The sequence below is a fragment of the Mesorhizobium terrae genome (assembly GCF_008727715.1).
Classification (GTDB): Bacteria; Pseudomonadota; Alphaproteobacteria; order Rhizobiales; family Rhizobiaceae; genus Mesorhizobium; species Mesorhizobium terrae.
Genome location: NZ_CP044218.1, coordinates 5361532 through 5386729, shown reverse-complemented (window position 1 = coordinate 5386729; position 25198 = coordinate 5361532). Strand labels below are relative to the sequence as shown.

30 protein-coding genes are annotated in these 25198 nt (G+C 62.6%); 20 read left to right on the top strand and 10 right to left on the bottom strand.

Translation table 11 applies throughout. The annotated features are described in order from the left end of the window. The first annotated feature begins 2 nt into the window (after window positions 1-2). Both FZF13_RS27150 and FZF13_RS27145 read left to right on the top strand, forming a co-directional pair. Window positions 3-2762, top strand: a complete 2760-nt coding sequence (locus FZF13_RS27150) for a DUF2339 domain-containing protein (protein WP_024923927.1) — start codon at window positions 3-5, stop codon at window positions 2760-2762. A 245-nt stretch (window positions 2763-3007) separates the two neighbouring features. Further along, window positions 3008-3643, top strand: coding sequence for an outer membrane protein (locus FZF13_RS27145; RefSeq protein WP_024923926.1), 636 nt, complete (start codon window positions 3008-3010; stop codon window positions 3641-3643). Here the strand turns inward: FZF13_RS27145 and FZF13_RS27140 are convergent. Next, window positions 3627-3875 carry a hypothetical protein gene (locus FZF13_RS27140; protein WP_137902105.1) on the bottom strand — a complete coding sequence of 83 codons (249 nt, stop codon included), beginning with the start codon at window positions 3873-3875 and terminating at the stop codon, window positions 3627-3629. The genes FZF13_RS27145 and FZF13_RS27140 overlap by 17 nt on opposite strands. On the opposite strand from FZF13_RS27140, the gene FZF13_RS27135 reads away from it, so the two are divergent. Both FZF13_RS27135 and FZF13_RS27130 read left to right on the top strand, forming a co-directional pair. After that, the gene (locus tag FZF13_RS27135; protein WP_024923925.1) at window positions 3874-4392 is read left to right on the top strand and encodes a sigma-70 family RNA polymerase sigma factor; all 519 of its coding nucleotides are present in this window, start codon (window positions 3874-3876) and stop codon (window positions 4390-4392) included. The two genes, FZF13_RS27140 and FZF13_RS27135, sit on opposite strands and share 2 nt — an antisense overlap. Beyond that, on the top strand, window positions 4389-5174 hold the full coding sequence (locus FZF13_RS27130) for an anti-sigma factor family protein (RefSeq protein WP_024923924.1): 786 nt from the start codon (window positions 4389-4391) through the stop codon (window positions 5172-5174). The genes FZF13_RS27135 and FZF13_RS27130 overlap by 4 nt, the downstream gene beginning before the upstream one ends. 60 nt (window positions 5175-5234) lie before the next feature. Here the strand turns inward: FZF13_RS27130 and FZF13_RS27125 are convergent, their stop codons facing one another. Then, a complete protein-coding gene (locus FZF13_RS27125; RefSeq protein ID WP_024923923.1) occupies window positions 5235-5603 on the bottom strand; it encodes a hypothetical protein in 369 nt (122 codons plus the stop codon). 303 nt (window positions 5604-5906) lie between these two features. Between FZF13_RS27125 and FZF13_RS27120 the strand changes: the two genes are divergently transcribed. The 3 genes from FZF13_RS27120 to FZF13_RS27110 all read left to right on the top strand — a co-directional run bounded on the left by FZF13_RS27120 (window position 5907) and on the right by FZF13_RS27110 (window position 8812). Next, window positions 5907-7013 (top strand): peptidase C39 family protein, encoded by a 1107-nt coding sequence (locus tag FZF13_RS27120; RefSeq protein ID WP_024923922.1) that lies wholly within the window; start codon window positions 5907-5909, stop codon window positions 7011-7013. Then, the gene (locus tag FZF13_RS27115) at window positions 7010-8473 is read left to right on the top strand and encodes a RimK family protein (RefSeq protein WP_024923921.1); all 1464 of its coding nucleotides are present in this window, start codon (window positions 7010-7012) and stop codon (window positions 8471-8473) included. Before FZF13_RS27120 ends, FZF13_RS27115 begins: the two co-directional genes overlap by 4 nt. Window positions 8474-8539: 66 nt before the next feature. Next, window positions 8540-8812: a DUF3303 domain-containing protein gene (locus FZF13_RS27110; RefSeq protein ID WP_024923920.1), complete on the top strand. Its 273-nt coding sequence runs from the start codon at window positions 8540-8542 to the stop codon at window positions 8810-8812. A 23-nt stretch (window positions 8813-8835) separates the two neighbouring features. Here the strand turns inward: FZF13_RS27110 and FZF13_RS27105 are convergent, their stop codons facing one another. Further along, the gene (locus FZF13_RS27105; protein ID WP_036253907.1) at window positions 8836-9201 is read right to left on the bottom strand and encodes a winged helix-turn-helix transcriptional regulator; all 366 of its coding nucleotides are present in this window, start codon (window positions 9199-9201) and stop codon (window positions 8836-8838) included. A gap of 92 nt (window positions 9202-9293) precedes the next feature. Between FZF13_RS27105 and FZF13_RS27100 the strand changes: the two genes are divergently transcribed. After that, entirely contained in the window at window positions 9294-9611 is a 318-nt protein-coding gene (locus FZF13_RS27100) for a DMT family transporter (protein WP_024923918.1), read from the top strand. A gap of 7 nt (window positions 9612-9618) precedes the next feature. On the opposite strand, the gene FZF13_RS27095 is transcribed toward FZF13_RS27100, so the two are convergent. Continuing rightward, entirely contained in the window at window positions 9619-10230 is a 612-nt protein-coding gene (locus tag FZF13_RS27095) for an HD domain-containing protein (protein ID WP_024923917.1), read from the bottom strand. Beyond that, window positions 10227-11111 (bottom strand): CAF17-like 4Fe-4S cluster assembly/insertion protein YgfZ, encoded by an 885-nt coding sequence (ygfZ, locus tag FZF13_RS27090; RefSeq protein WP_024923916.1) that lies wholly within the window; start codon window positions 11109-11111, stop codon window positions 10227-10229. Before ygfZ ends, FZF13_RS27095 begins: the two co-directional genes overlap by 4 nt. A 70-nt stretch (window positions 11112-11181) precedes the next feature. Here ygfZ and FZF13_RS27085 point away from each other — a divergent pair, with 70 nt between their 5' ends. After that, window positions 11182-12513, top strand: coding sequence for a dihydroorotase (locus FZF13_RS27085; protein ID WP_024923915.1), 1332 nt, complete (start codon window positions 11182-11184; stop codon window positions 12511-12513). Window positions 12514-12635: 122 nt separating this feature from the next. Further along, window positions 12636-12956, top strand: a complete 321-nt coding sequence (locus FZF13_RS27080; RefSeq protein WP_024923914.1) for a YMGG-like glycine zipper-containing protein — start codon at window positions 12636-12638, stop codon at window positions 12954-12956. A gap of 53 nt (window positions 12957-13009) precedes the next feature. Here the strand turns inward: FZF13_RS27080 and FZF13_RS27075 are convergent, their stop codons facing one another. The 4 genes from FZF13_RS27075 to FZF13_RS27060 all read right to left on the bottom strand — a co-directional run bounded on the left by FZF13_RS27075 (window position 13010) and on the right by FZF13_RS27060 (window position 15149). After that, entirely contained in the window at window positions 13010-13810 is an 801-nt protein-coding gene (locus tag FZF13_RS27075; protein ID WP_024923913.1) for a dihydrolipoyllysine-residue succinyltransferase component of 2-oxoglutarate dehydrogenase complex, read from the bottom strand. 92 nt (window positions 13811-13902) lie between these two features. Further along, window positions 13903-14160, bottom strand: a complete 258-nt coding sequence (locus FZF13_RS27070) for a hypothetical protein (protein WP_024923912.1) — start codon at window positions 14158-14160, stop codon at window positions 13903-13905. Between the two features lie 138 nt (window positions 14161-14298). Beyond that, on the bottom strand, window positions 14299-14676 hold the full coding sequence (locus FZF13_RS27065) for a TIGR02301 family protein (protein WP_024923911.1): 378 nt from the start codon (window positions 14674-14676) through the stop codon (window positions 14299-14301). 41 nt (window positions 14677-14717) lie between these two features. Further along, a complete protein-coding gene (locus FZF13_RS27060; protein ID WP_024923910.1) occupies window positions 14718-15149 on the bottom strand; it encodes an NUDIX hydrolase in 432 nt (143 codons plus the stop codon). 141 nt (window positions 15150-15290) lie between these two features. Here FZF13_RS27060 and FZF13_RS27055 point away from each other — a divergent pair, with 141 nt between their 5' ends. From FZF13_RS27055 to rarD, 9 genes are all read left to right on the top strand, one after another. After that, the gene (locus FZF13_RS27055) at window positions 15291-16073 is read left to right on the top strand and encodes an SOS response-associated peptidase (protein ID WP_024923909.1); all 783 of its coding nucleotides are present in this window, start codon (window positions 15291-15293) and stop codon (window positions 16071-16073) included. Window positions 16074-16163: 90 nt separating this feature from the next. After that, on the top strand, window positions 16164-16457 hold the full coding sequence (locus FZF13_RS29100; protein WP_162531497.1) for a hypothetical protein: 294 nt from the start codon (window positions 16164-16166) through the stop codon (window positions 16455-16457). Window positions 16458-16678: 221 nt separating this feature from the next. Beyond that, window positions 16679-18115: a cysteine--tRNA ligase gene (cysS, locus tag FZF13_RS27045; protein WP_024923908.1), complete on the top strand. Its 1437-nt coding sequence runs from the start codon at window positions 16679-16681 to the stop codon at window positions 18113-18115. Continuing rightward, window positions 18112-18495, top strand: a complete 384-nt coding sequence (locus FZF13_RS27040) for a VOC family protein (RefSeq protein ID WP_024923907.1) — start codon at window positions 18112-18114, stop codon at window positions 18493-18495. The genes cysS and FZF13_RS27040 overlap by 4 nt, the downstream gene beginning before the upstream one ends. A gap of 4 nt (window positions 18496-18499) precedes the next feature. Continuing rightward, the gene (locus FZF13_RS27035) at window positions 18500-18991 is read left to right on the top strand and encodes a GFA family protein (protein WP_024923906.1); all 492 of its coding nucleotides are present in this window, start codon (window positions 18500-18502) and stop codon (window positions 18989-18991) included. Next, complete coding sequence (locus FZF13_RS27030) at window positions 18988-19464, top strand: GFA family protein (RefSeq protein ID WP_024923905.1); 477 nt, start codon at window positions 18988-18990, stop codon at window positions 19462-19464. The genes FZF13_RS27035 and FZF13_RS27030 overlap by 4 nt, the downstream gene beginning before the upstream one ends. Before the next feature lie 16 nt (window positions 19465-19480). Then, entirely contained in the window at window positions 19481-20431 is a 951-nt protein-coding gene (gene pip, locus FZF13_RS27025; RefSeq protein ID WP_024923904.1) for a prolyl aminopeptidase, read from the top strand. Then, window positions 20428-22050, top strand: a complete 1623-nt coding sequence (gene cimA, locus FZF13_RS27020; protein WP_171021053.1) for a citramalate synthase — start codon at window positions 20428-20430, stop codon at window positions 22048-22050. Before pip ends, cimA begins: the two co-directional genes overlap by 4 nt. Before the next feature lie 138 nt (window positions 22051-22188). Then, a complete protein-coding gene (gene rarD / locus FZF13_RS27015) occupies window positions 22189-23097 on the top strand; it encodes an EamA family transporter RarD (RefSeq protein WP_024923902.1) in 909 nt (302 codons plus the stop codon). A gap of 17 nt (window positions 23098-23114) precedes the next feature. Here the strand turns inward: rarD and FZF13_RS27010 are convergent, their stop codons facing one another. Then, a complete protein-coding gene (locus FZF13_RS27010; protein ID WP_024923901.1) occupies window positions 23115-23726 on the bottom strand; it encodes an LOG family protein in 612 nt (203 codons plus the stop codon). 116 nt (window positions 23727-23842) lie between these two features. On the opposite strand from FZF13_RS27010, the gene FZF13_RS27005 reads away from it, so the two are divergent. Beyond that, window positions 23843-25168 carry a LysM peptidoglycan-binding domain-containing protein gene (locus tag FZF13_RS27005; protein WP_024923900.1) on the top strand — a complete coding sequence of 442 codons (1326 nt, stop codon included), beginning with the start codon at window positions 23843-23845 and terminating at the stop codon, window positions 25166-25168. Window positions 25169-25198 lie beyond the last annotated feature (30 nt).

Sequence of the window (25198 nt, the reverse complement as noted above, 5' to 3'; positions counted from 1 at the left end):
CATTGGATACAATCAGCATCATCGCGCTTGTCGTGCTGTTCGTGGTCGTATTGCGGCAACGCTCGCAGCTGTCGAGGATCGAGCGCGATCTTGCCGAATTGCGCGGTATGGCAGTTCCAGGAGCTGCAAAATCGGAAGCCGCGCTGGAGGAAATCCTCACCTCGGCCGGCAAGACGACGGCAATTTCCGCCGGAGCGGCACCGGATGCTGGCAAGGCTCAGGCCGAAACCACGTCGCCTGCAACGCTGCGGGTGGAAGCGGCCCAAGAGGAAAGCGTGCGGCCGGCCGCACATCAGGCCAATGCCCCTGAAGAGGCCGTCGCCGGGCCATGGGGAAGCGCCAGGGCGGAGGCCGCCGGCGATGCGGAAGCTTCGCCCGCGCAAGCGGATGCGTCGCGCAAGCCGGATATAGAAACGGCGCTGGGCACCCGTTGGGCGGTTTGGGTCGGTGGCATTGCGCTGGCCCTGGGTGGTCTGTTCCTCGTCCGCTACAGCATCGAAGCCGGTATCTTTGGCCCCGGTTTGCGCCTCACAATGGCGGCGATCCTTGGATTGCTGCTGATCGGCGGTGGAGAATTCATCCGCCGCACTGGTTACAAGGTGCCGGTCGAAGGTGCGGCCGGCGCCTACATACCGGCGATCCTGACCGCTGCTGGCGCATTCACCCTTTTTGGTACCGTCTATGCCGCGCATGGCATCTACGGCTTCATCGGTCCGGCGGCGGCTTTCGTGCTGCTTGGATTGATTGGTGTCGCGACGATCGCCGCGGCCCTTGTGCATGGCCAGGCATTGGCCGGAATTGGCTTGCTCGGCTCGTTGGCGACCCCGATGCTCGTTGCATCGCAGTCACCCAACCCCTGGGCCTTGTTCGGCTATCTGGCCATTGTGTTGGTCGCGACCGGGTTCATCGCCCGGATCCGCCGCTGGACGCCTTTGATGGCGGCCGCTTTTGCCGGCGTCGGCCTTTGGACCGTGGCTTACATGATCGAAGCGCCGATGCCGGGTTTTTCGGTCCTGGTCTTCATCAGCCTTGTCACGCTTGTCGTGCTCGCTTTCGTCTGGCTCGGCAAGGAACAGGACGCCGTTTCGGCGACGCTCGGCTTCGATCTGCCCTCGCTCGCTCCGGCTATCTTCGTGGCCTTGTCGGCATTGCTGCTGTTCGTTGAACCACGCTTCGCCGAGATCGGGGGCGCCTGGCCGGCGACTATTCTGATCGCCGCCTTGCTTGCGGCCGCACTGTTCAGGCCTCAGGCGCTGCCGCTGCTCTTCGGTGCAGGCGTGGCGACGGTCTTCGCCTATCTGCGCCTGACGCCTCTCGCGACCGCGTCGATCGATTTTTCCGGCTACGCGGTGATGGACACGATGCCGGTAGCGGCGGCGGCCGGAACCTCGATGGTTCGCATCGGCCTGTTGCTCGGTCTGCTCTTCCTCGGGACCGGCTTGTGGAGCGCTCGCCGCCATGTCTCGGCCAGCCTTGTCCAGTCGGCTTCATGGGCCGCTTGGGCGGCTGTTGCACCCTTGGTCATCGTCCTGTCGCTCTGGGTCACCTTCGGCAATCTCGACCGCGACCTTGTCTACGCCCTGATTTCCTTGCTGTTGCTTGCGGCCCTCGTCGCGGGCGGCGAATGGATCGCGCGTGCCGAAGAACCGCAGTTGACAGGTGGGCCGGCGGTTTCCTTCGCCCTTGTCGGCGCGGGTCTTGCCGCGGTCCTGATGCTGCACATGGCATTCGGGTCAGGCATAACGACGGTTCTGTTGGGTGCTGCGGCGGTTGTGCCCGCCTTGGCCACGCGCTGGCGCAGCTATCCGGTACTGGGCTGGCTGTCCGTCGGCGCCGTGGTCGGCGTGCTGGCGCGTGTCGCCTTCGACCCGACGATCGTCGGAGCGGATTTCCTGTCCAGAACGCCAGTCTTCAACTGGCTGTTGCCTGGTTATGGCGTGCCGGCGCTCGCCTTTGGCTTCGCCGCCTGGCAGTTGGCGCGCACCACCGATGGCCGACCGCGCCTTGCCATGGAAGCCGGATCCGCGCTGTTTGCGCTGCTGGGCGTTGCCATGCTGGTGCGCCATGCCATGCATGGCGGTGTCATCGACGACGGCCATGTCACCTTGGCCGAGCAGGCCATCTACACGTTGATCACGCTCGGCGCCGGCGCCATCCTGATCAGCATCGACATGCGTTCGCCGAGTTCAGTGTTGCGTTATGGCTCGCTGATCGCGGGCGTCGTGTCGGCGCTGACGATTGTCAGCCAGCACTTCGCGATCCTCAATCCGTTGTTCACCGACGAATCGACCGGCCGCATCCCTGTCTTAAACCTGCTCTTCCTAGCTTATCTTCTGCCAGCCCTGGCGGCTGGCGCATTGGCTTACTATGCGCGCGGCAAGCGGCCGAAATGGTACTCCGCGATGCTGGCTCTGATGGGAGCCTTGCTGGCTTTCGCCTATGCGACCCTGTCGGTGCGGCGTTTCTTCAAGGGCGAGTTCATCGGTCTGTGGAGCGGCATGGAGCAGGTGGAAACCTACAGCTATTCCGCGCTCTGGTTGCTGCTCGGCGTGATTCTTTTGGTGGTCGGCGTGCGGTTCCGTTCGCAGGTGCTGCGCATTGCTTCGGCGGCCCTCATTGCAATAGCGGTGCTCAAGGTCTTCCTGTTCGACATGTCGGAGCTGGAGGGCGTGCTGCGCGCGCTGTCCTTCATCGGGCTTGGCGCCGTGCTGATCGGCATCGGGCTTTTCTACCAGCGCCTGCTGTCGCGTGCTGCTCGGTAGGTAGCCGCGATGCTAAGAGAAATTTAAGGAACGTTACTCAAATATTACCGATAAATATTTGTTTTTGCTAAATTTTGCGCAATGTTGGCGTAATCCAGAGCGGTCATCTTCCGCATGCAACCAGCTAGCTGGTGCACGGGGCCTGACCGGCGGATTGCTTCCCCAGTCGCCGTACGGTCGAGGCCTTGTCAACGGGCTGCGGAGCTAACCGCTCCGCAGCTCAATCACTTTCGGAGCTAAAAACCATGACCAAGCGAAATCTGTTTCTCGTCATGTTCGCTGGCCTTGCACCTTTCGCCGTGCCGGCCACGGCAGCCGATCTGGCATCCAACAACTACGGCTCGCAAAACTATTCGGACGCTGCCTACAACTGGTCGGGCAGCTATGTCGGCGGCCATCTCGGCACGTCGTCCTCGGGTTTCCCGAACCCGTTCTCGAGCAAGAGCGGCTTGCAGTTCGGCGGCCAGCTCGGCACGAACTTCCAGAGCGGCGGCATTGTCTATGGTGCGGAACTTGACGGTTCTTATTCCAGGGGCGCCAAGCACAAACTCGACGATGGTGCCGAACTGAAGCGCACCTGGATCGGCGCCGCCAAGGTTCGCGCCGGCGTTTCCTTCGACAAGACCCTTGTCTACGGCACGGCGGGCTATTCGATGACCAAGGTCAAGCCTGGCGGTACCGTTGCATCCGGCGGCAGGTGGAAAGGCGGCTATCTGTTGGGTGGCGGTATCGAGCAGGCCTTCGCCGGCAACGTCTCGGCCAAGGTCGAATACAACTACGTCAACTATGGCGACGTCGACTACACGTTGCGCAACGGTGCCAAGCGGTCGGCCGATCTGTCCGCCCACACCGTCAACATGGGCGTCAACTACCGGTTCTGACACCGGCAAAACGAAGACTGTTCCAGCTCAGTCGTCGCAACGCCGCCGATCCACAAGGATCGGCGGCGTTGTCGTTTTCGGGCATTTTACCGTTCAGGATCGGGAATAATCCTTCGTCGGCCGCCGTTTTCCTGACGATGGCAACGAAGCGGGTATTTGCGCTGCTTGCGCCGATCGGCGAAGGCGCGTTCAATCGACCGGCAACGGAAGAAATTGGCGAACCGCCGCTCATGGACGAGAGGAAGGCAGCGATCCTTGGTGAGATTCCGCGCTTGCGCCGCTATGCGCGCGCTTTGGTGCGCGACCGCGATTCCGCTGACGATCTCGTCCAAGATTGCTTGGAACGGGCCCTGGTCAGGCTGGACAACTGGCAGACTGGCGAAAGCCCGAGGAAATGGCTGTTCACGATCATGCACCACCTGTTCATTGACCAGATGCGCAAGGTGAACCGGCGCGGCGAAGCGGCGATGCTGTCGCTGGATGGCGACGAGGCGCTGGCCGTGCCGGCAATCCAGGTTGAAAGTCTCGCTTCCCGCGAGATCATCGAAGCGTTGCACGCGATCAGTCCCGAGCGTCGCTCCGCATTGGTCATGGTGGCGATTGAAGGTTTCTCCTATGCCGAGGCCGCCGGCATCCTTGGTATTCCCGCAGGCACGCTGATGTCGCGCATATCGCGAGGCCGCGAAGATTTGCGCGTGCTGCTCGATGACAAGGCGCGCCGTCGATCGCTGAGGGTGGTCGAGAAATGACCGCACGCGATTTCACCGAACGCGATATCCACCTTGCTCTGGATGGCGAGTTGCCGGCCGAGGAGCGCGCCGCGTTCGAGAGCTGGCTGGACAGCAATCCCGAGATGAAGGCGAGGGGCAGCCGCTATGACGCCGACGGTGCGGCGCTGCGTGCCGCGTTCGCCGGGGTTCTTGAAGAACCGCTGCCTGCCCGCTTCACCGACATGGTTGCGGGCAAGGAACGTGTTTCTCGGGTAAGACGGTCGCCTTGGTGGCAGGCCGCCGCTGCTGCGGCGTTACTCGCGGTCGGCGGTGCGGGCGGCTTTGCCGTCGGCACGCGGGACTTTGGCTTCGAGGATCCGGCCGGAGATCGGCTTGCCGAGGAAGCGGTCGCCGCGCACGCCATCTACGCCTCCGAGAAACGCCACGCCGTCGAGGTGCCTGCATCCGACAAGGAGCACATGCAGACATGGCTGTCGGCGCGACTCGGCTTGAGGCTGGTGGCGCCTGATTTGACCGCGGACGGGTTCCAGCTCGTCGGCGGACGGTTGCTGCCTGCCGGCGAGAGCAAGGCGGCGATGCTCCTCTACGAAGACGAGGAAGGCAACCGTATCTCGCTGTTCGTCACCGGCGATTCGGGCAGCAACGCCAAGGGCACCTATGCCGCGCAGAACGGCCCGACGGCGGTTTACTGGCTGGACAAGGGTTATGGCTGCGCCGTGGTTGGCTCATTGCCGCGCGAACGGCTCGCCGCGGTTGCCAGGAACGCCTACGGGCAACTGGTTGCGGGTATCGCGAGTTAGCACCGCACCGTCTGACCGGGCGTGGCTTCGGGACTGAGGGTTGCTCGGGCTGACAGTGCGTCATCCGCAGACTTGGGGATCGCGGTCCATCAGCATCTGTTCCCTCGCTGCCCCGACGATGTTGGCCGCAATCAACAGGCAGGCCACCGTGCAGATGACGGCGATGACCAGATTGAGCCGGTCGCGAAAATAGTGCCCGTTCACCACAGCGCCAACGCCGTAGAGCAGCAAAGCCGGGATCGCGAACAGAAGCGCCGAGATCGGCCCGTCGCAATCGACTGCATCCACGCCCCCGGCCTTGTATTCGTTCGCCGGCATCGACATGGCCAGCAACGCCACCGGCGTGGCTGCGACCAGGATGGCGAGGCCGAGCCATCCAAGCCATTTCGGCCAGGGTCGGGATGGTTGCTGCTGATTGTGGGCGGTCATGCCCCTTGGTGGCATGGCAGAGCCCGGCTGCAAAGCACCATCTGTTGTGGGCTCGCTGTTTGGACGCCGGGTGTGATCGTCGCTGTCGCTTGAGACAATCGTCCGGTAGTCAAACACTTGCACTGGAGCGCTTGCATGTCCGGTGGGGAGAGCCGCTATATCGCTTGGCAAGCCAGCGGAATCTGTCACAATTCAGCCCAAATCGAAGCGCGAAACGCTGACCATGCGTCGGCTTTCCGGTTGGCGCGACGACGTTTCGATTGGGCACTTTCCCTGCCACGCACCGAGGTTTCTTAAGCCCTCATGCCTGCCGAAATCCGCACGGCCCGCCCGTCCGACGTCGATGACCTTGCCGCCATCGAAAACGCCGTCTTTCCCACCGACCGCATCTCGCGCCGCTCGTTCAGGCAATTGATCGAGCGCGAAACCGCCGAAACGCTGATCGCCGAGAGCGACGGCAAGGTCGCTGGCTATGCGATCATCCTGTTTCGCAAGGGCAGCGGCGTGGCGCGGCTCTATTCCATCGCGACAGGACCGGGGCGGGAAGGGCAGGGCATTGGCCGCCTGCTTCTCGATACGGCTGAGGACGTCGCCTTCGAGCATGATCGCATGATGCTGCGGCTGGAAGTGCGCGAGGACAACGCCCGCGCCATCCGCATCTACGAACAGTCCGGTTACCGTCGGATCGGGCGCGAGACAGATTACTACGAGGACGGCACGCCAGCGTTGCGTTACGAAAAGACGCTGCGTGGCCATGTGCCGGTTGCCACCTCGGTGCCCTTCTACGAGCAGACCTGCGATTTCACTTGCGGGCCTTGCTGCCTGATGATGGCGATGGCGAATTTCGACGGCACTTTTCGGCCCGATCCGGTGATGGAAGTGCGCCTGTGGCGCGAGGCGACCACCGTCTTCATGATGTCGGGTCCGGGCGGTTGCGAGCCGTTCGGCTTGGCGGTGGCGGCCTTCGAATACGGACTTTCCGCTGAGGTCTTCGTCTCCTTCGACGGACCGCTTTTCCTGCAATCGGTGCGCAGCACCGAGAAACGCCGGGTCATGCAACTGGCGCAGATCGACTTCCAGCGCCGTGCGGGCGAATACAACATTCCCGTGCGCTACAACGCCTTTTCGATCGACGACATTCGCACCGCGATCGCCGCCGGCAAGCTGGTTGTCGTTCTGGTCAGCGGCTTCCTGATGTTCGGTAAGAAAGTTCCGCACTGGGTTCTGGCGATCGGCGACGACGGTGACCATATCCTGATCCATGACCCGTGGGTCGAGGACGAGCGGGAAGAAACCGAGTCGGACGCTGCCAACATTCCCGTGCCTTACGACATCTTCATCAACATGGCGCAGTTCGGACGCGACGGGCTGCGCGCTGCCATCATCCTTGGAGCGCGTGACAGACAATGACCTGGGTCATCCTCACCGGCAGGCAGAACGACATCGACCAGGTGGCCACGCCGCACAAGATCATCACCAGCCGCGATTATCTGGCGCACCCGGGCCTCTTCCGCGGGCAGCGCCCGAAGGTCATCAACCTCTCCAACCGATATGACTACCAGAGCCGTGGTTATTATGCCTCGCTGCTCGCCAGCTCGCGTGGCCACAAGGTCATCCCGACCGTCGAGACGATGATCGACCTGTCCGAACGCAAGCTCTACGAGCATGCGCTGCCGGAACTGGAACTGGCCCTGAACAAGTGCCGCAAGGATCTTGGTGGCGCCTTTCCAGCCAAGATGCACGTCTTCTTCGGCATCGGCCCGAGCAAGGCCTGGGACCGTTTCGCCAAGCTTCTGTTCGACTGGTTCCGGGCGCCGGCACTCGAGGTAGCCATCACCGATGGCGGCGAGTGGGCCTCGATCCGCAAGATCGGTTTCTACCCGCTTGCGCGCATGACGGAAGACGAGGAGAAGCGCTTCCTCGAATGCCTGGATGTCTACACCGGCCGCGAATGGCGCGACACCAAGGCGCGCACGCCGGCGCGCTATACTTTCGCGACGCTGGTCGATCCGCACGAGCAACTGCCGCCTTCGGCAATCTCGTCACTGCGTTATTGGGCGAAGACCGCTGAGAAGATGGGCGTCGAGGTCGAGCCGATCACCAAGAAGGATCTGGCCAGGGTCGCCAACTACGACGCACTGTTTATCCGCGAGACGACCTCGATTTCGAACCATACCTATCGTTTCGCCCGCCGTGCCCAGCAGGAAGGCATGCCGGTGATCGACGACCCGCTGTCGATGATCCGCTGCACCAACAAGGTCTATCTGAACGAGCTGATGGCGTTCAACGATGTGCCGGTGCCGCTGACGGTGATGATCGCCGGTTCGTCCGACCTGGAAGTCGCCGCCGATACGCTTGGCTTTCCGCTGGTCTTGAAGATCCCGGACAGCGCGTTCTCGCGCGGTGTCAAGAAATGCAAGGATTTCGGCGAGTTGAAGAAACTGGCGACGGAGTGGCTGGAGGATTCCGACCTGCTCGTCGCGCAAAAATTCATTCCGACCGATTATGACTGGCGCATCGGCGTGCTCGGCGGCGAGCCGCTGTTTGCCGTTCAATATCTGATGGCCAAGCAGCACTGGCAGATCGTCAACCACGACCGTGCCGGCAAGCCGGACGAAGGCGGTTTCAAGACCTTCACCTTGAAGGATGCGCCGGCCCATGCCGTGCAAACGGCTGTCAAGGCGGCCCGCTGTATTGGCGACGGCCTCTACGGCGTCGATCTCAAGGAGACCAAGGACGGCGTTTTCGTCATCGAGGTCAACGACAACCCTAATCTCGACCACGGCTGTGAGGATACCGGCGAGAAGGACGAGGTCTGGGTGCGTCTGACGCAATGGTTCCTCGACCGCCTGGAGCGGAACGGAAAATAGCTGGCGGCTGGCCTGATACCGGCCGCCGCAGGCACCGCTAGCCGGGTTCAGGCAGGAGGGCGATTTATGCAGTTCGTCGTTATCGAGGATTTTCGCGGCGGCGATCCCAAGGCGATCTATCGCCGTTTCCGTGACAAGGGCCGGCTCGCCCCCGAGGGCTTCGTCGTCCATCACAGCTGGGTTGCCGCCGACATGAGCCGCTGCTTCATGTTGGTGGAGGCCGACGACGTGACGCTGGTCCAGCGCTGGGTCGTCGAATGGGCTGACCTTGTCGGTTTCGAAATTGTGCCGGTGGCGACCAGCAAGGATACGGTGGTCGGGCTCAGCCCCCATCTCTGACGCTGTAAGCCGCCACCGCGAAGTCAGGGCCTCAATCCAGCATCGAAGCGCCCGCGGGCGGCATCGAGATCGTCCGAATATCGCTCCGCCCACAGATCGAGGGTGATCAACGCCTCGCTGAGCGACGCGCCAAGCTTGCTCAGGCTGTATTCGACATGCGGCGGCACGGTCTGCATGTCTCGCCTGATCACCAGCCCGTTGCGCTCCAGATCCTTCAGCGTCTGCGTCAGCATCTTTTGCGAGATGCCGCCGATCTTGCGCAAGAGCGCGCTGTTGCGCATCGGGCCCGCCGACAAGGCGGGCAGGATCAGCATCGCCCATTTTGAAGCGATGAGCTCCAGCGCAAGCCGCGCGGAACAGGCGGAATCATAGACGTTGGGAGCAGCCATCGAAAAACCTATAGGCACCAAAAGGTGCGTAATTGCACTTTGGTTCCCATTAACACAAATCAGCCTTCGTCTGAACATCAAAGGAGGCCGGAATGGCTTGGTTTCTTCTTCTGCTCGCCAGCGTAGTCGAGATCGCGATGGGCGTCTCGCTGAAATACGCCGAAGGCTGGACGCGTTTCTGGCCGAGCGTTGGCGGCCTGTTCTTCGCTTTGCTCAGCGTTTTCATTCTCACCTTTGCCATGCGGCATCTGCCAGCCGGCACAGCCTATGCGATCTGGACCGGCATCGGCGCGATCGGCATCGCCACACTTGGCATCGTGCTGTTCGGCGATCCGGCCACTCCGCTGAGGCTCGGCTGTATTGCGCTGATCATCGTCGGTGTTGTTGGCCTGCGCCTCGTCGAAGGCTGAGGCAAATTCAGCGCAAGGCGCTTTCGATCTTCTGGAAGCGCGCCATGAACGCCTTTTCGACCTGCTTCGCCGGTTTCGGCGTCAGGTCGAACTGATCGGCGGAAAACCCGCGCGGGCGGCCGAAAAACTCGGCCGCTTCGGCTAGGTCGAAGCCGGCCAAAGCCGTAGCCTCGAAATAGGCAGCGATCTGGTCGGCGCGCTTGATGTCCTTCTTCACACCTTGCGCGGTCGCCGCCGGCAGCCCGAAGCGCAGATGGATGGCGTGCTGCAGGCGTTCCTCGCAGGATTTATAGCCGCCGCCGACCACTGATTTGAACGGCGATATCATGTCGCCGATCACATATTCGGGGGCATCGTGCAGCAGCGCCGTCAGTTGTGCCGTCGGCGAGGCGGCGGGTACGATCTGGCGGAAGATCTCCTCCACCAGGATCGAATGCTGGGCCACCGAAAAAGCGTGGTCCCCCGAAGTCTGGCCATTCCAGCGGGCGACGCGGGCAAGCCCGTGCGCGATGTCGCCAAGCTCGATGTCGAGCGGCGAGGGATCGAGCAGGTCAAGGCGCCGCCCCGACAGCATGCGCTGCCAGGCACGCGACGGGGCGCCGACGCGGTCCGCCATCAGGCGTCTTCCGAGCCGGCGGTTTCCGGGAAGGTGAAGCGCGCCCAACCGGGAATGGCAAGCGACAGGGTAACGCCGCCGGCGCTGATTTCCTGGCCGGCATCCATCGCCGTCTTGACGCGGTCGATGCGGGCGATCGCAAGACCATGCATGCCGGAGACCGAGCCGAGCGTCCCGACCGGGCGGCCGTCGACCGTCAACTCCGTACCCGGAGCGGGTAGGGGAGAATCGGCCTCGACCAGCAACACGCGCCGGCGCGCCGTACCGCGATGCTGCATGCGGGAAACCACTTCCTGGCCGATGAAACAGCCCTTCTTGAAGCCGATGCCGTCCAATTGATCGAGCAGCACGTCATGTGGGAAGGCGTCGTTCAGCGCATAGTCGTCGCCACTTTCCGCAACACCATGCGAAAGGCGGAAGGCATGCCAGTCGGCTTCAGTGGCATCGGGTGTGGGCAATGGCGCGTCGTAGAAGCGGAAGACGCGAGCGCCGAAGCGGGTGTCGCGAGCGCCCTTGCTTGAATCAACGCTTGAAGCAGCGGAATCACTTTGCGAAGCGTTTGAATCAGATCGCCATGAAACGGCAACAACGGTTTGATCCTGCTTGGAAATATCGGCCTTGGCGCGCAGGCGATAGAACATCAGGCGGCGCACGAAATCGTCAGCGATATCGGCGCGGCATTCCAGCCGGAACGCGGTTTCGCCGGCACGGGAGACCAGGAAATCGAACAGGATCTTGCCCTGCGGCGCCAGCAATGCGCCCGGTTTGGCTTCCGCGTTGCCCAGCCCGTCGAGATCGACGGTCAGGATGTTTTGCAGGAAGTGTTCGGCATCGGGGCCTGAAACGGAGACAAGGGCGCGGTCGGCGAGAAAGGTTGTCGGCATGGGCCTGATCTTGCAATTCGGAGAGCCATTACGTAAGCCGCAGGCAATTCCCACACAAGGGCCGGAGCGGATGGCAGCGATCTACGACCTCATCCTCAAGGGCGGCACGGTCGTCAATCATGACGGCATCGGCCTGCGCGACATCGGCGTCAAGGATGGCAGGATCGCCTCGATCGGCGATCTGGGTGCGGCGTCGGCCGGCCAGACCATCGATTGCCATGGCCTGCATGTGCTGCCCGGAGTGGTCGACAGCCAGGTGCATTTCCGCGAGCCGGGTCTCGAGCACAAGGAAGACCTGGAGACGGGTTCCCGCGCGGCGGTGCTGGGTGGCGTCACGGCCGTGTTCGAGATGCCGAACACCAATCCGCTGACCACCAGCGAAGCGGCGCTGGCCGACAAGATCAAGCGCGCGACGGGCCGCATGCATTGCGACTTCGCTTTCTGGGTTGGCGGCACCCGCGACAATGCCGGCGAGGTCGCCGAATTGGAGCGGCTGCCGGGCGCTGCCGGCATCAAGGTGTTCATGGGTTCTTCCACCGGTGATCTGCTGGTCGAGGACGACGAGGGCGTCGCCTCGATCCTGCGCAACACGCGCCGTCGCGCAGCGTTCCACTCAGAAGATGAATTCCGGCTGCGCGAACGTCTCGGCCTGCGCGTCGAGAACGACCCGTCTTCGCACCCCATCTGGCGCGATGAGATCGCCGCACTTCAATGTACCGAGCGGCTGGTGCGGATCGCGCGCCAAACGCGTGCGCGCATCCATGTGCTGCACATCTCGACGGCCGAGGAGATCGCCTTTCTCCAACAGCACAAGGATGTCGCTACCTGCGAAGCGACCCCGCATCATCTGACCATGAGCGCGGACGATTATGCCCGCCTCGGCACGCTGCTGCAGATGAACCCGCCGGTGCGGGCCGCCCGTCATCGTGACGGCATCTGGCACGGTATCGGTCAGGGCGTTGTCGACGTACTGGGTTCCGATCACGCGCCGCATACGCTGGCCGAGAAGGCAAAACCCTATCCGGCTTCTCCATCCGGCATGACCGGCGTGCAGACCCTGGTGCCGATCATGCTGGACCATGTGAACGCCGGTCGCCTGACCCTGGAGCGTTTTGTCGATCTCTCCAGCCATGGCCCGAACCGCATCTTCGGCATGGCGCGCAAGGGCCGCATCGCCGCCGGCTACGATGCCGACTTCACCGTCGTAGACATGAAGCGCAGGCAAACCATAACCAACGCCCAGGCCGGCTCGCGTGCCGGCTGGACGCCTTATGATGGCAAGCAGGTAACCGGCTGGCCGGTCGGCACCATCATCCGGGGAAGTCGCGTCATGTGGGAAGGCGACATCGCCACGCCTTCGCAGGGCAGGGCGGTGGAATTCTCCGAAGCGGTGATTGGATGACGGTGTTTTCCACTCCGCAAAGAGGCGCGGCCCCTTTCGCTGGGTGGTTCAGACAGCCTGCGTTCATGTTGGATCAGTAAGATTTCCGTCATCGTCCGCATGGACATTACGGAGACGACCCAATGAGCCTTTCCAAACTCGCGACTGCCGGTGCGGTATTGATGACGCTTGCCGTCACCGCCTGCTCGCAGACCGCGCAGCAACAGCGGGCGACCGGTGGCGCAGCACTTGGTGCGGCCGGTGGCGCTTTGGTCGGTCAGGCGATCGGCGGCAACACGGAAAGCACCCTGATCGGTGCCGGTGCCGGCGCGCTGCTCGGCGCGGTTTTAGCAACGTCCGGCGGACCGCAGCCGCGCGATCAGGAGATGTGCCGCTATCAGGACCGTTATGGCCGCATCTTCACCGCGCCTTGCGACGAGCGCTACTACCGTCGCGGCTACTAGAAACAGGCCGCTAAGGGCTTTCTTTCCCGCTCACCGCGCGAATGGGCGCGGTCTCAATCGCCCGCGACGAAGAATGTCCAGCGCCCCTGCGGCGTGATGCCGACGCGGTAGAAGATGTAAGTGCCGAACTGCTTCATGTCCTCGTAGTCGCCGGCGGTGACGATCTTGAACAGCTCGACCCTTTGGCGGGCGTCCAGCTTGGCCAGCGGATAGGCGAAGAAATAAGGCCAGACATAAAGTTCCTGCGGCGTACCCGGGTCGAGACGCACATAACCCGCGTCGAGAACTTCCTGCAGGATGGCGAGGATTTCCTGGCCTTCGGTATCGCCGGACAGCCCCTTCAGGAAGGTGACCGGGTCGCCCTCGATGTCGGTCAGCGACAGTTGCGTGATTGTATCGCCGCTGCCGATCAGCGGGCGAAGCTTTTCGATGTCGCCGCTCTTGCAGGCTTCCACGATGAGATCGCGCATGCGACGCACGGGCTCGGGTAATTTGGAAAGGTCGTATTCAACCGGCGGCAATGGCGCGGCGGGGTCGACCTGCGGTCTGGCAAGGTTGCCGCCACCCTCATTGGGTTTGGCTGGTTCAACCTGCTCCGGCTCATCTTGGCCGGGTGGCGTAGGCTTGTTGGCCGGCGGTATGCGCTGGATCGGGTCCGGCAGTGGCACGGCGCCCGGCTTCGCATTGTCCGGGGCTGCTTGCGGCTTGGCGGGCTGCTGAACGTCGTCGTGCTTGATTTCGCTGAGCGCGGCGGCGGGACGGACAGTGGTCACCCACACCGGCGGCAGCGTCAATGCGAGCAGGCCAACCCCGAACGCCAGGCCACGAGGTCTGTCGAAGGAAGAAATTCTCACCGGCCGCCTCTCCATGCTGCCGGGCAACAGCCCGGTCGGTATGCCGCTTCGTAGCGGGAGGCAGTCCCGCTATTCAGCGCCAGGCGTCAGGATCAGTGCCTTACTTGGTCGGGCCCAAACGCCCCGGCAATCACCTTTTCACGCATCCTGTCGAGCAGGGCAAGGGCCGCTGTCTCTCCATTGGCTCGCAGCATCTCGCAAAAAGCGGTCTCAAGCGCCGCCTCAGCGATGATGTCGGCCTCGATGCCGGCCGAAAGACCTTCGGCCCAGGCCTCGTTGTGACTTTCGACTGCCGTCAGGCGCTTTTCTTCCCTGACGAGGGCGTCGATATCGCTGACTGTGTGTTCCATACGCAACTACCACCCTTTTCAAGCGGTGATCCGTCAAATGAGGATCAAACTCGAACCGTCCCTTTAATGTCCCGTTAAGTTTCCTAGCACAGCACTGTGATGCTGTGCTGCCACAATGGTGAAAAAGTTAACAGCTTGCTAATTGCCGTAGCGCGAGGCGATGTCGCGCGACAGCGTTTCGCCTTCCTTCATGTAGCGGCTGATGGCTTCGCTGGCCGAGGCGGTGCACTGCGTATAGGTGCTGCCGAACGAGCGATAGCCTCGGTTGAAGGCGGCGATGAAGCGTGCGCGACGTTCCGGAGCGGGATTCTCCGAGGTCAGCAGCTTTTCCATCTCGGTCCGCCACTGGTCGCTCTTTTCGCCGCACAGATTGCGCAGGAAATGCAACGACCCGAGAACCTCGGCCAGCCGCATCAGGCCTGGCTCGAACGGAGCCTCGGCGGCAGTGGCAGGCCGCGCCGGGGAGCCGACGGCAAGGACCAGACCAAGGACAAGAAGGGCGAAGGCGCGAACCATAACGCTTTGTGGACAAACAATCTGTCGCCTGCAAGGCGCCTTCAGGCGTCGCCCAAAGGCTTTTTCAGTGGTGAGAGCAGATCGCGGGCAACCGAGAAGACCGAACCGGCCAGAGGCATCGTCTCCATCTCCGCCAGCGTGTAGAACGCAGCGGTCTCTGCATCGTCGGCGGCCTGCGCCTCGCCACCGATATAGCCTGCTCCGAAAACCGTGAGGAGATAGTCGGCCGGATGACTTTCGACCGAGCCGTCGATGAAAATCTCGATCAGGGGACGAAAATCAGCGGCCACGAGGCCGGTCTCCTCGAGAAGTTCCCGTTTTGCCGCCGTCTCCAACGCCTCACCGGCCTCCACCTTTCCTCCGGGGAAGGCGTAGACGCCCTGGGAGGGCGGCTTTGCCCGCTTGACCAGCAGCACACGGTCACCGCGCACGACTGCCACGGATACCGATGGTATGGGTTGCTTCTTGGTCATGACATTCGGCCTCTGGCAGGCTTCCTTGCGGTTCGCGATCAAAGCCTTGGCTGTGGATCGCGGTACCGGATCGAGCTTTAGCGGTTGCGGCGGCGTGGTTCCACCACCACCTTCAGGGCCAGACATCAAAGAGATTGCACCATGTGTGGACGTTTCGCCTTGACCGCGACGCCGGACCAGACGGCGACATTTCTGGGCGTTGACGAGATCGAACCGTTTCCGGCGCGTTACAACATCGCGCCCACCCAGCCGGTGCTGATGACATTGGCCGGCGCGCCGCGCGATCCGGGCTCAAATCGCTCAGACCGAACCGCTGTTCTGGTTCGCTGGGGACTGATCCCGGCCTGGGTCAAGGATACGCGCGACTTTCCGCTTCTGCTCAACGCCCGCTCGGAAAGTGCAGCCGAGAAAGCCTCGTTTCGCGCGGCGATGCGCCATCGTCGCGCCTTGGTGCCTGCCAGCGGCTTCTATGAATGGCGGCAGACCGGCGGCAGGAAAGGGCAGGCCTATTGGATAAGGCCGGCCCATGGCGGGCTGGTCGCCTTCGCCGGATTGATGGAGACCTATGCGGAGCCGGGCGGCTCGGAAATGGACACCGGCGCCATCATGACGACCGCCGCCAACACCGACATTGCCCATATCCACGATCGCATGCCGGTCGTGATCCATCCCGGCGATTTTTCGCGTTGGCTGGATTGCCGTGGCCAGGAACCACGTGACGTGGCTGATCTTCTGAGGCCCGCCGAGCCTGGCTTCTTCGAGGCGATTCCGGTCTCGGATCTCGTCAACAAGGTCGCCAATACCGGGCCGGAGATTCAGGAGAGATTCGTCGCCTCGTCCGAGGGCGATGCGCCGCAACAAAAGGCTGCCAAGCCCGGACGCAAAAAGCCGGGCGACGATACGGATCAGATGTCGCTGTTCTAGTCTTTGTGGATGCGCCGGCCGTGTCGGCGCGCATCGACCTGCACCGCCAGGCCGGTCAGTCGATCAGGCCGCGCGCGGCGAGGTAATCTTGTGCGCGGGCTTCTTGCTCTTCGGTGTGTGGAGCAGGGCGGCCGCGATGGCCGCCGGGCCTATGGCCCGATATTGACTGGCGAGCGCTGGTTGTTTGGCGCGACTGGCTTCTTGCTTGCTGCGTGGCATTTCGACTTCCCCAAGGTCAAGTTCACGTTGATGACGCTGCAAATGATGGCCGATTCCGACCAAATCGTGACGCCTTTCAAAGGAACAGGCGGATACTATAGCACTGAACCCACATGTTTAACAAAAGGTTGTTCGGCTACATGGTCTGTCATCAACCTGGCCTGAACCGGAAAGTTGCGACTTGACGGCAACACGGCCGGGCGCGATAAAGCCGCGCATGAAAACGTCATTCGCCATTTGTGGCATTTGCATTATTGGCTAGCGCACGCGCTGGTCCGGACGTTTTCGCCTCAATTTTCTCCCTGAGTAGACGAACGCCCCGGCCAGCAGGCTGGGTTTGAATTGCGCCTATGCGCGGCGGCCTGGATAGGCCGGGAAGGGGATGAATGTCTGAGGGTTCGAAGGGCCTGCGCCTCTACAATACGATGACCAGGACGAAGGAGGATTTTGTCCCCATCGACCCAACCAATGTGCGCATGTATGTCTGCGGCCCGACCGTCTACGACTTCGCCCATATCGGCAACGCCAGGCCGGTGATCGTCTTCGACGTGCTGTTCAGGCTGCTTCGGCACGTCTATGGCGCCGACCGCGTCACCTATGTCCGCAACATCACCGACCTGGACGACAAGATCAACGCGCGCGCGCTGCGTGATTTCGGTAGCGACATCGCGACCGGAAAGCTGTCGCTCAACGAGGCGATCCGTAAGGTGACCGAAAAGACGGCAAACCAGTTTCACAAGGATGTCGCCACGCTCGGTTGCTTGCCGCCGACCTTCGAGCCGCGCGCGACGGACTTCGTCCAGCCCCGATCAGACGGCAGGACCGACATGATCGGCTTGATTCAATCTCTCATCGAACGCGGCCATGCCTATGAAGCCGCAGGCGAAGTCCTGTTCGATACGGCCTCCATGGTCGACTACGGCCAGCTTTCTAAACGCCCGCTCGACGAACAGCAGGCCGGCGTGCGCATCGCCGTGGACGCGCATAAGAAGAATCCCGGCGATTTCGTCTTGTGGAAACTCTCCTCGCCGGAAGAGCCCGGCTGGGATTCGCCCTGGGGTCGGGGCCGGCCGGGCTGGCATATCGAGTGCTCGGCGATGAGCGCGGCCTATCTTGGCGAAGTCTTCGACATTCACGGTGGCGGTCTCGACCTGATCTTCCCGCACCATGAAAACGAGAACGCGCAGTCGCGTTGCGCCCACGGCACCGATGGGATGGCCAAGGTGTGGATGCACAATGGCTTCCTGCAGGTCGAGGGTCAGAAGATGTCCAAGAGCCTGGGCAACTTCTATTCCATCAACGAATTGCTGGAGACCGAAACTTTCGGCGGCCGCAAATGGCCGGGCGAGGTGCTGCGCCTCGCCATGCTGATGACACATTATCGCGAGCCGATCGATTTTTCGGTGCGCAAACTGGAAGAGGCTGAAAACACGCTTCGCAAATGGAAGCGCGCGGCTGATCTGGCAACCGGCGATAGCGGCCGGCTTCCCGAGGCGGTTGTCGAGGCGCTGTCCGACGATCTCGCTACCTACCCGGCCTTCCAGGTTCTGACGCAGCTTGCCGCCGAAGCATCGGAAGGAAACGAGGCTGCGGCCGGTCTCAAGACGGCACTTCAGTTCCTCGGTTTCAATCTTGCCACGGCGACCATTGACGAACAGGCGGTTTCGAACACCATTGCCGAACGTCTCGCTTTCATTGCCGCCAAGAACTGGGCCGAGGCTGACCGCGTCCGTGACGCATTGCTGGCGCAAGGCATTCAGTTGAAGGATGGCAAGGACCCGGCGACGGGTGAACGCGTAACGACCTGGGAGGTGAAGAGATGATCGATCATACCGGCATTTCCGTCGTCGATTTCGAAGCGGCCAAGACCTTCTACGACAAGGCGATGGCGCCGCTGGGCGCCTCGCTGCTCTACATGGTGCCTATCGAATATACGGGTGGCGAGAAGGTCGGTGGCTATGGCCGTGATCGACCGGTGTTCTGGCTGCATGAGGCGAAAGTGCCCGGACCTGGCCGACACTATGCCTTCGGTGCGACCAGCCGCGCCGACGTGGACGCTTTCCACAAGGCTGCTCTTGCGGCCGGCGGCAAGGACAATGGTGGTCCGGGCCTGCGCCCGCACTATCACGAGCACTATTATGCGGCCTTTGTCTTCGATCCGGACGGCAACAACATCGAAGCCGTCTGCCACAGGCCGGGATAAGACGATGAGCCTCGACAACAGACCTGTGTATGCGGGCGGCTGCCAATGCGGCGCGGTGCGCTTTCGCGTCGAAGGCGTGCTCGGCGACGCTTCGATCTGCCACTGCCGCATGTGTCAGAAGGCGAGCGGCAATTTTTATCAGCCGCTGGTTTCCGTCGGCGGCGCCAGGCTGACCTGGACACGGGTCGAGCCGAAGCACTTCCAGTCTTCGAATTTCGCCCGCCGCGGCTTTTGCCCGGAATGCGGCACACCTTTGACCTTCGAGGCACCGGACGGCATCGCGCTTGCAATCGCTGCCTTCGATCACCCGGAAGAAATCCCGCCGACCATCCAATGGGGCATCGAGGCGAAACTTCCCTATGTCGATACCATCCCGTCCCTGCCGGGCGGGGTGACCGAGGACGATCCCGAATCTTTGCCCTTCGTCACGTCGATGGTTTCTTACCAGCATCCCGATCACGATACTGAAACCTGGCCTCCGGAGAACAGATCATGACAGAGACGATCAGGACTGGTGGGTGCCAGTGCGGGGCGGTGCGGTTCCGTGTTCGCGGCAAATTGGGCCACGCCTCCATCTGCCATTGCCGCATGTGCCAGAAGCAGTTCGGTTCGTTTTTCGGCGCCTTCGTCACCGTGCCCATCGACGGCGTCGAATGGGTGCACGAGGAACCGACCTATTTCCAGTCGTCGGTGAACATCGCACGCGGCTTCTGCAAGCGCTGCGGCACGCCGATGACCTACAAGCAACCCGACGGTCTGGAAATCTCGATCGGCAGTTTCGACGACCGCAGCGATCTCGCGCCAGTGCACCAGGTCAACTACCCGGCGCGGCTGCCGTGGGTGGAGAAGATATTCGAGGCGCCCATCCATAAGAATCCGGACTATTACGCGCGGCAGGAGCAGATCATCTCCTTCCAGCATCCGGACCAGGAAACCGACAATTGGCCGCATAGCGGACTGAAACTGTGATTTTGGAGCTGTGATCTTGGACTTGCGTACACTTTATCCGGAGATCGAACCGTTCGAGACCGGCATGCTCGATGTCGGCGACGGCCACACCGTCTATTGGGAGCGCGCCGGCACCAAGGGTGCCAAGCCTGCGGTCTTCCTGCACGGTGGTCCGGGCGGGACTATTTCGCCCAAGCATCGCCGGCTGTTCGACCCGAAGCTCTACGATATCCTGCTGTTCGACCAGCGTGGCTGCGGCAAGTCCACGCCCAATGCCTCGCTTGATGCCAACACCACCTGGGATCTGGTCGCCGACATGGAGCGGCTGCGCGAGATGGCCGGCTTCGACAAATGGCTGGTTTTCGGTGGCTCCTGGGGCTCTACCTTGGCGCTCGCTTATGCCGAAACGCACCCCGACCGCGTCAGCGAACTGGTCGTGCGCGGCATCTACACGCTGACCCGCGCCGAGTTGGAATGGTATTATCAGTCCGGCGTGTCGGAAATGTTCCCCGACAAGTGGGAACGGTTCGTCGCGCCGATCCCGGTCGAGGAGCGCGGCGACATGATGGCCGCCTACCGCAAGCGGCTGGTTGGCAGCGACCGGCAAAAGCAGGTCGAGGCGGCCAGGGCCTGGAGCCTGTGGGAAGGCGAGACGATCACACTGCTGCCGGACCCCGAAACCAGCGGCAAGTTCGGCGAGGACGATTTCGCCATCGCCTTCGCGCGCATCGAGAACCACTATTTCGTCCATGCCGGTTGGCTGGAAGAAGGCCAGCTCCTGCGCGATGCGCACAAGCTGAAGGACATTCCCGGCACCATCGTCCATGGCCGCTACGACATGCCGTGCCCTGCGCGATATGCCTGGGCGCTGCACAAGGCCTGGCCGAAGGCCGATTTCCACCTCATCGAGGGCGCTGGCCACGCCTATTCGGAGCCGGGCATCCTCGATCGCCTGATCCGCGCGACGGACAAATACGCCGGTAAATGACCATGCAACGCGATCGCCTCTATCTCTTCGACACGACTTTGCGCGACGGCCAGCAGACGCCGGGCATCGACTTTTCTGTCGAGGACAAGATTGCGATCGCCGGCATGCTGGATGAATTCGGCATGGATTATGTCGAGGGCGGTTATCCCGGCGCTAACCCGACCGACACGGAGTTTTTCGCGAAAAAACGCACCGCGCGGTCAAAATTCGTCGCTTTCGGCATGACCAAGCGCGCCGGCGTTTCCGTGTCGAACGATCCGGGTCTGGCTGCTTTGATCCAGGCGAAGTCGGACGCCATCTGCTTTGTCGCCAAGAGCTGGGACTACCATGTCCGTGTCGCGCTCGGCTGCACCAATGAGGAGAATCTCGATTCGATCCGCGTTTCGGTGGCCGCGGCGGTGGCGGCCGGCAAGGAAGCGATGGTCGATTGCGAGCATTTCTTCGATGGCTACAAGGCCAACCCCGACTACGCGCTGGCCTGCGCGCGGACGGCTTACGAAGCCGGCGCGCGCTGGGTGGTTTTGTGCGACACCAATGGCGGCACACAGCCTTCGGAGGTGCGCGCCATCGTCGAACAAGTGATCAGTGCCGGCATTCCTGGCGATCACCTCGGCATTCATGCCCATGACGACACCGGCCAGGCGGTTGCCAATTCTCTGGCGGCGGTCGAGGCCGGCGTGCGCCAGATCCAGGGCACGCTGAACGGCATCGGCGAGCGCTGCGGCAACGCCAATCTGGTTTCGGTGATCCCGACGCTGATGCTGAAGCCGGCCTTCAGCGACCGCTTCGAAACAGGCATATCGGCCGAGCAATTGACGGGCATTTCGCGCCTATCGCGCGCCTTCGACGAATTGCTGAACCGAGCGCCGGAAGCGCAAGCGCCTTATGTCGGCGCTTCGGCTTTTGCCACGAAGGCGGGAATTCATGCCTCGGCCCTGGTCAAGGAACCGCAGACTTATGAACACGTGCCGCCGGAAAAAATCGGCAACCGCCGGCGGGTTATGGTCTCCGATCAGGGCGGCAAGGCGAATTTTCTCGCCGAACTGAAGCGGCGCGGCATCGATGTGCCCAAGGACGACGCACGCCTCGACGCGCTTATTTCCGTGGTCAAGGAGCGCGAGGCCGAGGGCTATGCCTATGAAGGCGCCGACGCCAGCTTCGAACTTTTGGCGCGCAAGATGCTGACTGGCCTGCCGGAATTCTTCGCCGTCACCTCCTTCCGCTGCATGGTCGAGCGGCGGTTCGACGCGAACGGCCAGTTGCGGACTGTGTCGGAAGCCATCGTGAAGGTGATGGTGGACGGCGAGGAGAAGATGTCGGTGGCCGAAGGCCATGGCCCGGTCAATGCGCTCGACCTCGCCTTGCGCAAGGATCTTGGCAAGTATCAGAACGAGATCGGCGATCTCGAACTGGCGGATTTCAAGGTGCGTATCCTGAATGGCGGCACCGAGGCGATCACTCGCGTGCTGATCGAATCGCATGATTCCACCGGCGCGCGCTGGTGGACGGTCGGCGTATCGGAAAACATCATCGACGCGTCCTTCCAGGCGCTGATGGATTCCATCATCTACAAGCTGATGAAGAACCGCGAGATGGCCGGGCTGGTGGCCGCGGAATAGAACCTCGAGGTGGCCTTAGGCAGTTCCGCGCGAAGATCGCCGGACTGCTCTGTTCCGTGCAATCCATCAGTGAAAATCTATGACCCATCAGAAATAGTTGATGGTCTTGGCTTGCTCTCTGGCGCATAGGGTTGGGCCATGACGAGCCAGACTGTGCCAATCCAAGCCGATTCCGACGCCCGCCGTGGCTTTGTGCTGGCGCTTTGCGCCTACCTGCTGTGGGGGCTGTTGCCTTTCTACATGAAGGCGGTGGCGCATCTGCCGCTGGCCGAGGTCATTGCGCACCGCATCATCTGGTCGGTGCCGATTGCGGCCGCCGTGCTGATCTGGCTCGGCCGCACCGCCGATTTCAAGGCGGCGTTGCGCTCACCACGCATGCTGGCCATGGCGGCGCTGACCGCTGCCCTGATCACGGTGAATTGGAGCATCTATGTTTGGGCCATCGCCGTCGACCGCACGGTCGAGACGGCGCTGGGCTACTACATCAACCCGCTTGTCAATGTCGTGGTCGGGGCTTTGCTGCTTGGCGAGCGCCTGACCAAGTTGCAGATGGTGGCGGTGGCTTTGGCGGCTGTCGCGGTCATCGTGCTCACCGTGGAAAGCGGCAAGCTGCCATGGGTCTCATTGGCCCTGGCTTTCTCGTTCGCCGCCTATGGGTTTTTCCGCAAGACGCTGCCCATCGGTCCGAGCCAGGGGTTCCTGCTTGAAGTGCTGCTGCTGTCGGTCCCAGCGCTGGGTTATGCCGTCTGGCTCGCTTCGACGGGGCAAGGGCATTTCGCAACCGGCAACAGCACGGATACGCTTCTTTTGATGGGAAGCGGGTTGGTTACGGCCGTGCCTTTGCTGCTGTTTGCCTTCGGCGCTCGTCTGCTGCGTCTGTCGACCATCGGCATCATGCAATATATCGCGCCGACCATCGTGTTCCTGATTGCCGTCTTCATTTTCGGCGAACCGTTCAACACGGTGAACGCAATTGCCTTCGGGTTGATCTGGGCGGCGCTGGCAATCTATTCCTGGTCGATGCTGACGGCGAGCAGGCAGCGCTGAGCAGGCAGCGCAGGCACCTACATCTTGTCGATGACCGAAGACACGCCGCCCGTCGGCGCATCGACGCTGGCGCCGGTGGCAAGAATGGTCGCGACCACCGCCTCAGGATCGTCCACCACCAGCGGCTTCACATTGTGGGCGGTATGGATGAAGCCTTCGCTGGTCATGTGGTCGATCAGCGCCAGCATCGGGTTCCAGAAACCCTTGACGTTGACGAACACCATCGGCTTGCGGTGATGGCCGAGCTGCGCCCAGGTCATGATCTCGACGATTTCCTCGACCGTGCCGATGCCGCCCGGCAAGGCGACGAAGGCGTCCGATTCCTCGAACATCCTGTGCTTGCGCTGGTGCATGTTTTCGGTGACGACCACTTCATGCAGCCGGTCGAGGGCACTTTCGGTCGCTTCCCGGTTCATCAGAAAGCGTGGGATGATGCCCATCACCTGGCCGCCGGCCCGCATCGCGCCATCGGCAACGGCGCCCATGACGCCCTTGGTGCCGCCACCATAGACAAGGCGCAGGCCTGAACGCGCGAGCGAGTGGCCAAGCAGACGTCCGGCCTCGACATAGATGCCGTCACGGCCCGGAGAGGAGCCGCAATACACGCACACGGATCGAATCGTATTCATGGTTCGATTGGTGATGCCGTCCATCATCGCGGTCAAGTCTGGAAGCGGGCTTTTTCTTGTCGGATTCGGCAAAAGCAGCTAGACCGTTGATAGGTGGCTAAGGGGGCAGAACGAATATGGCTACGGCGCTTGTCAGAGCATTGCTTTTTGCTGCCGGTGGTTCAGCCGCCGTTGCGGGCGTCGCCTATGTCTCAGGGGCACTCGACCCCTTCCTGAAACCGGCCCCGCCGGCACAGGTCGCGGCCGTGGCACCCGCCGCGCCGGCGACGCCGCAGCCTTCGGAACAGCAGGCACCAGCGCAGCAGCAGGCGGCCGCGACACCAGCGGCCGAAAAGCCGGCTGAGACGAAACCGGCGGTCGCCGGACCGGTCGCTCCCACCTTCGATGTGGTGCGCGTGGAGGGCAATGGCTCGGTGGTCATTGCCGGCAATGCCGCCGCCAACGCCAAGGTTGATGTCGTCCAGGGAACGACGGTGCTCGGTTCGGCAACGGCCGGGCCGGACGGTGCCTTCGCGATCGTGCTCGAAAACCCGCTCAAGCCCGGCAATTACCAACTGCAGCTGCATGCGACCGCGCCTTCCAATACGGTCGCAACCTCGGCGCAGACTGCGGTCGTCTCCATCCCCGAAAAGCCCAACGGACAAGTCCTTGCCATGGTCGAGGAACCGGGCAAGGCGGCAACGCTGCTTTCGGTTCCGAAGCCAGAGGAGAAGGCTGGCGCCGAAACAGCGGCAGCTCCCGCGGCAACCGCTCCCGCGGCCGAACAGCCTGCGGCGGCCGCGCAGCCCGCGGCACAGGCGACGGCATCGGCTGAACCTGCCAAGCCGGCCGAACCGGGTTCGCCCGCAGTGTCCCCTGAGGTGTCCAAGGTCGTGGTCGAGGCCGTCGAGATCGACGGTGGCAAGGTTTTCGTCGCTGGCACGGCGGATCCCGGCCGCAAGGTGCGGGCCTATGCCAATGACATGCTGCTCGGCGAAGCCCTGACCTCGCCCAAGGGTCAGTTCCTTGTCGAAGCGACGCGCGATCTGCCCGTCGGCAACTACACGGTGCGTGTCGACGCGCTCGATGCCGACGGCACCAAGGTGGTCGCCCGCGCTGCTGTTCCCTTCCAGCGCGAGCCGGGGGAGGCGGTCGCCGCCGTTGCACCGGCGCCGGCCGAAACAAAGGCACCGGAGACTGCTGCTGCTGGCAGCACCGCGGCAAAACTCGAGCAGGTCGACCACGCGGTCATCATTCGCCGCGGCGATTCGCTGTGGCGCATTTCGCGCCGGGTCTACGGCCACGGCATGCGCTACTCGACGATCTATCTGGCCAATCAGGAGCAAATCCGCGATCCGGACCGCATCTGGCCGGGCCAGGTCTTCAAGCTGCCGCAGAAGTCGAAAGAAGGCGAAACCGCCGACATGAACACGCTCGGCGACCAAATGACGACCGCGAAATAGAACCTCATTCGCCCATTCGGCTAGGTTGCG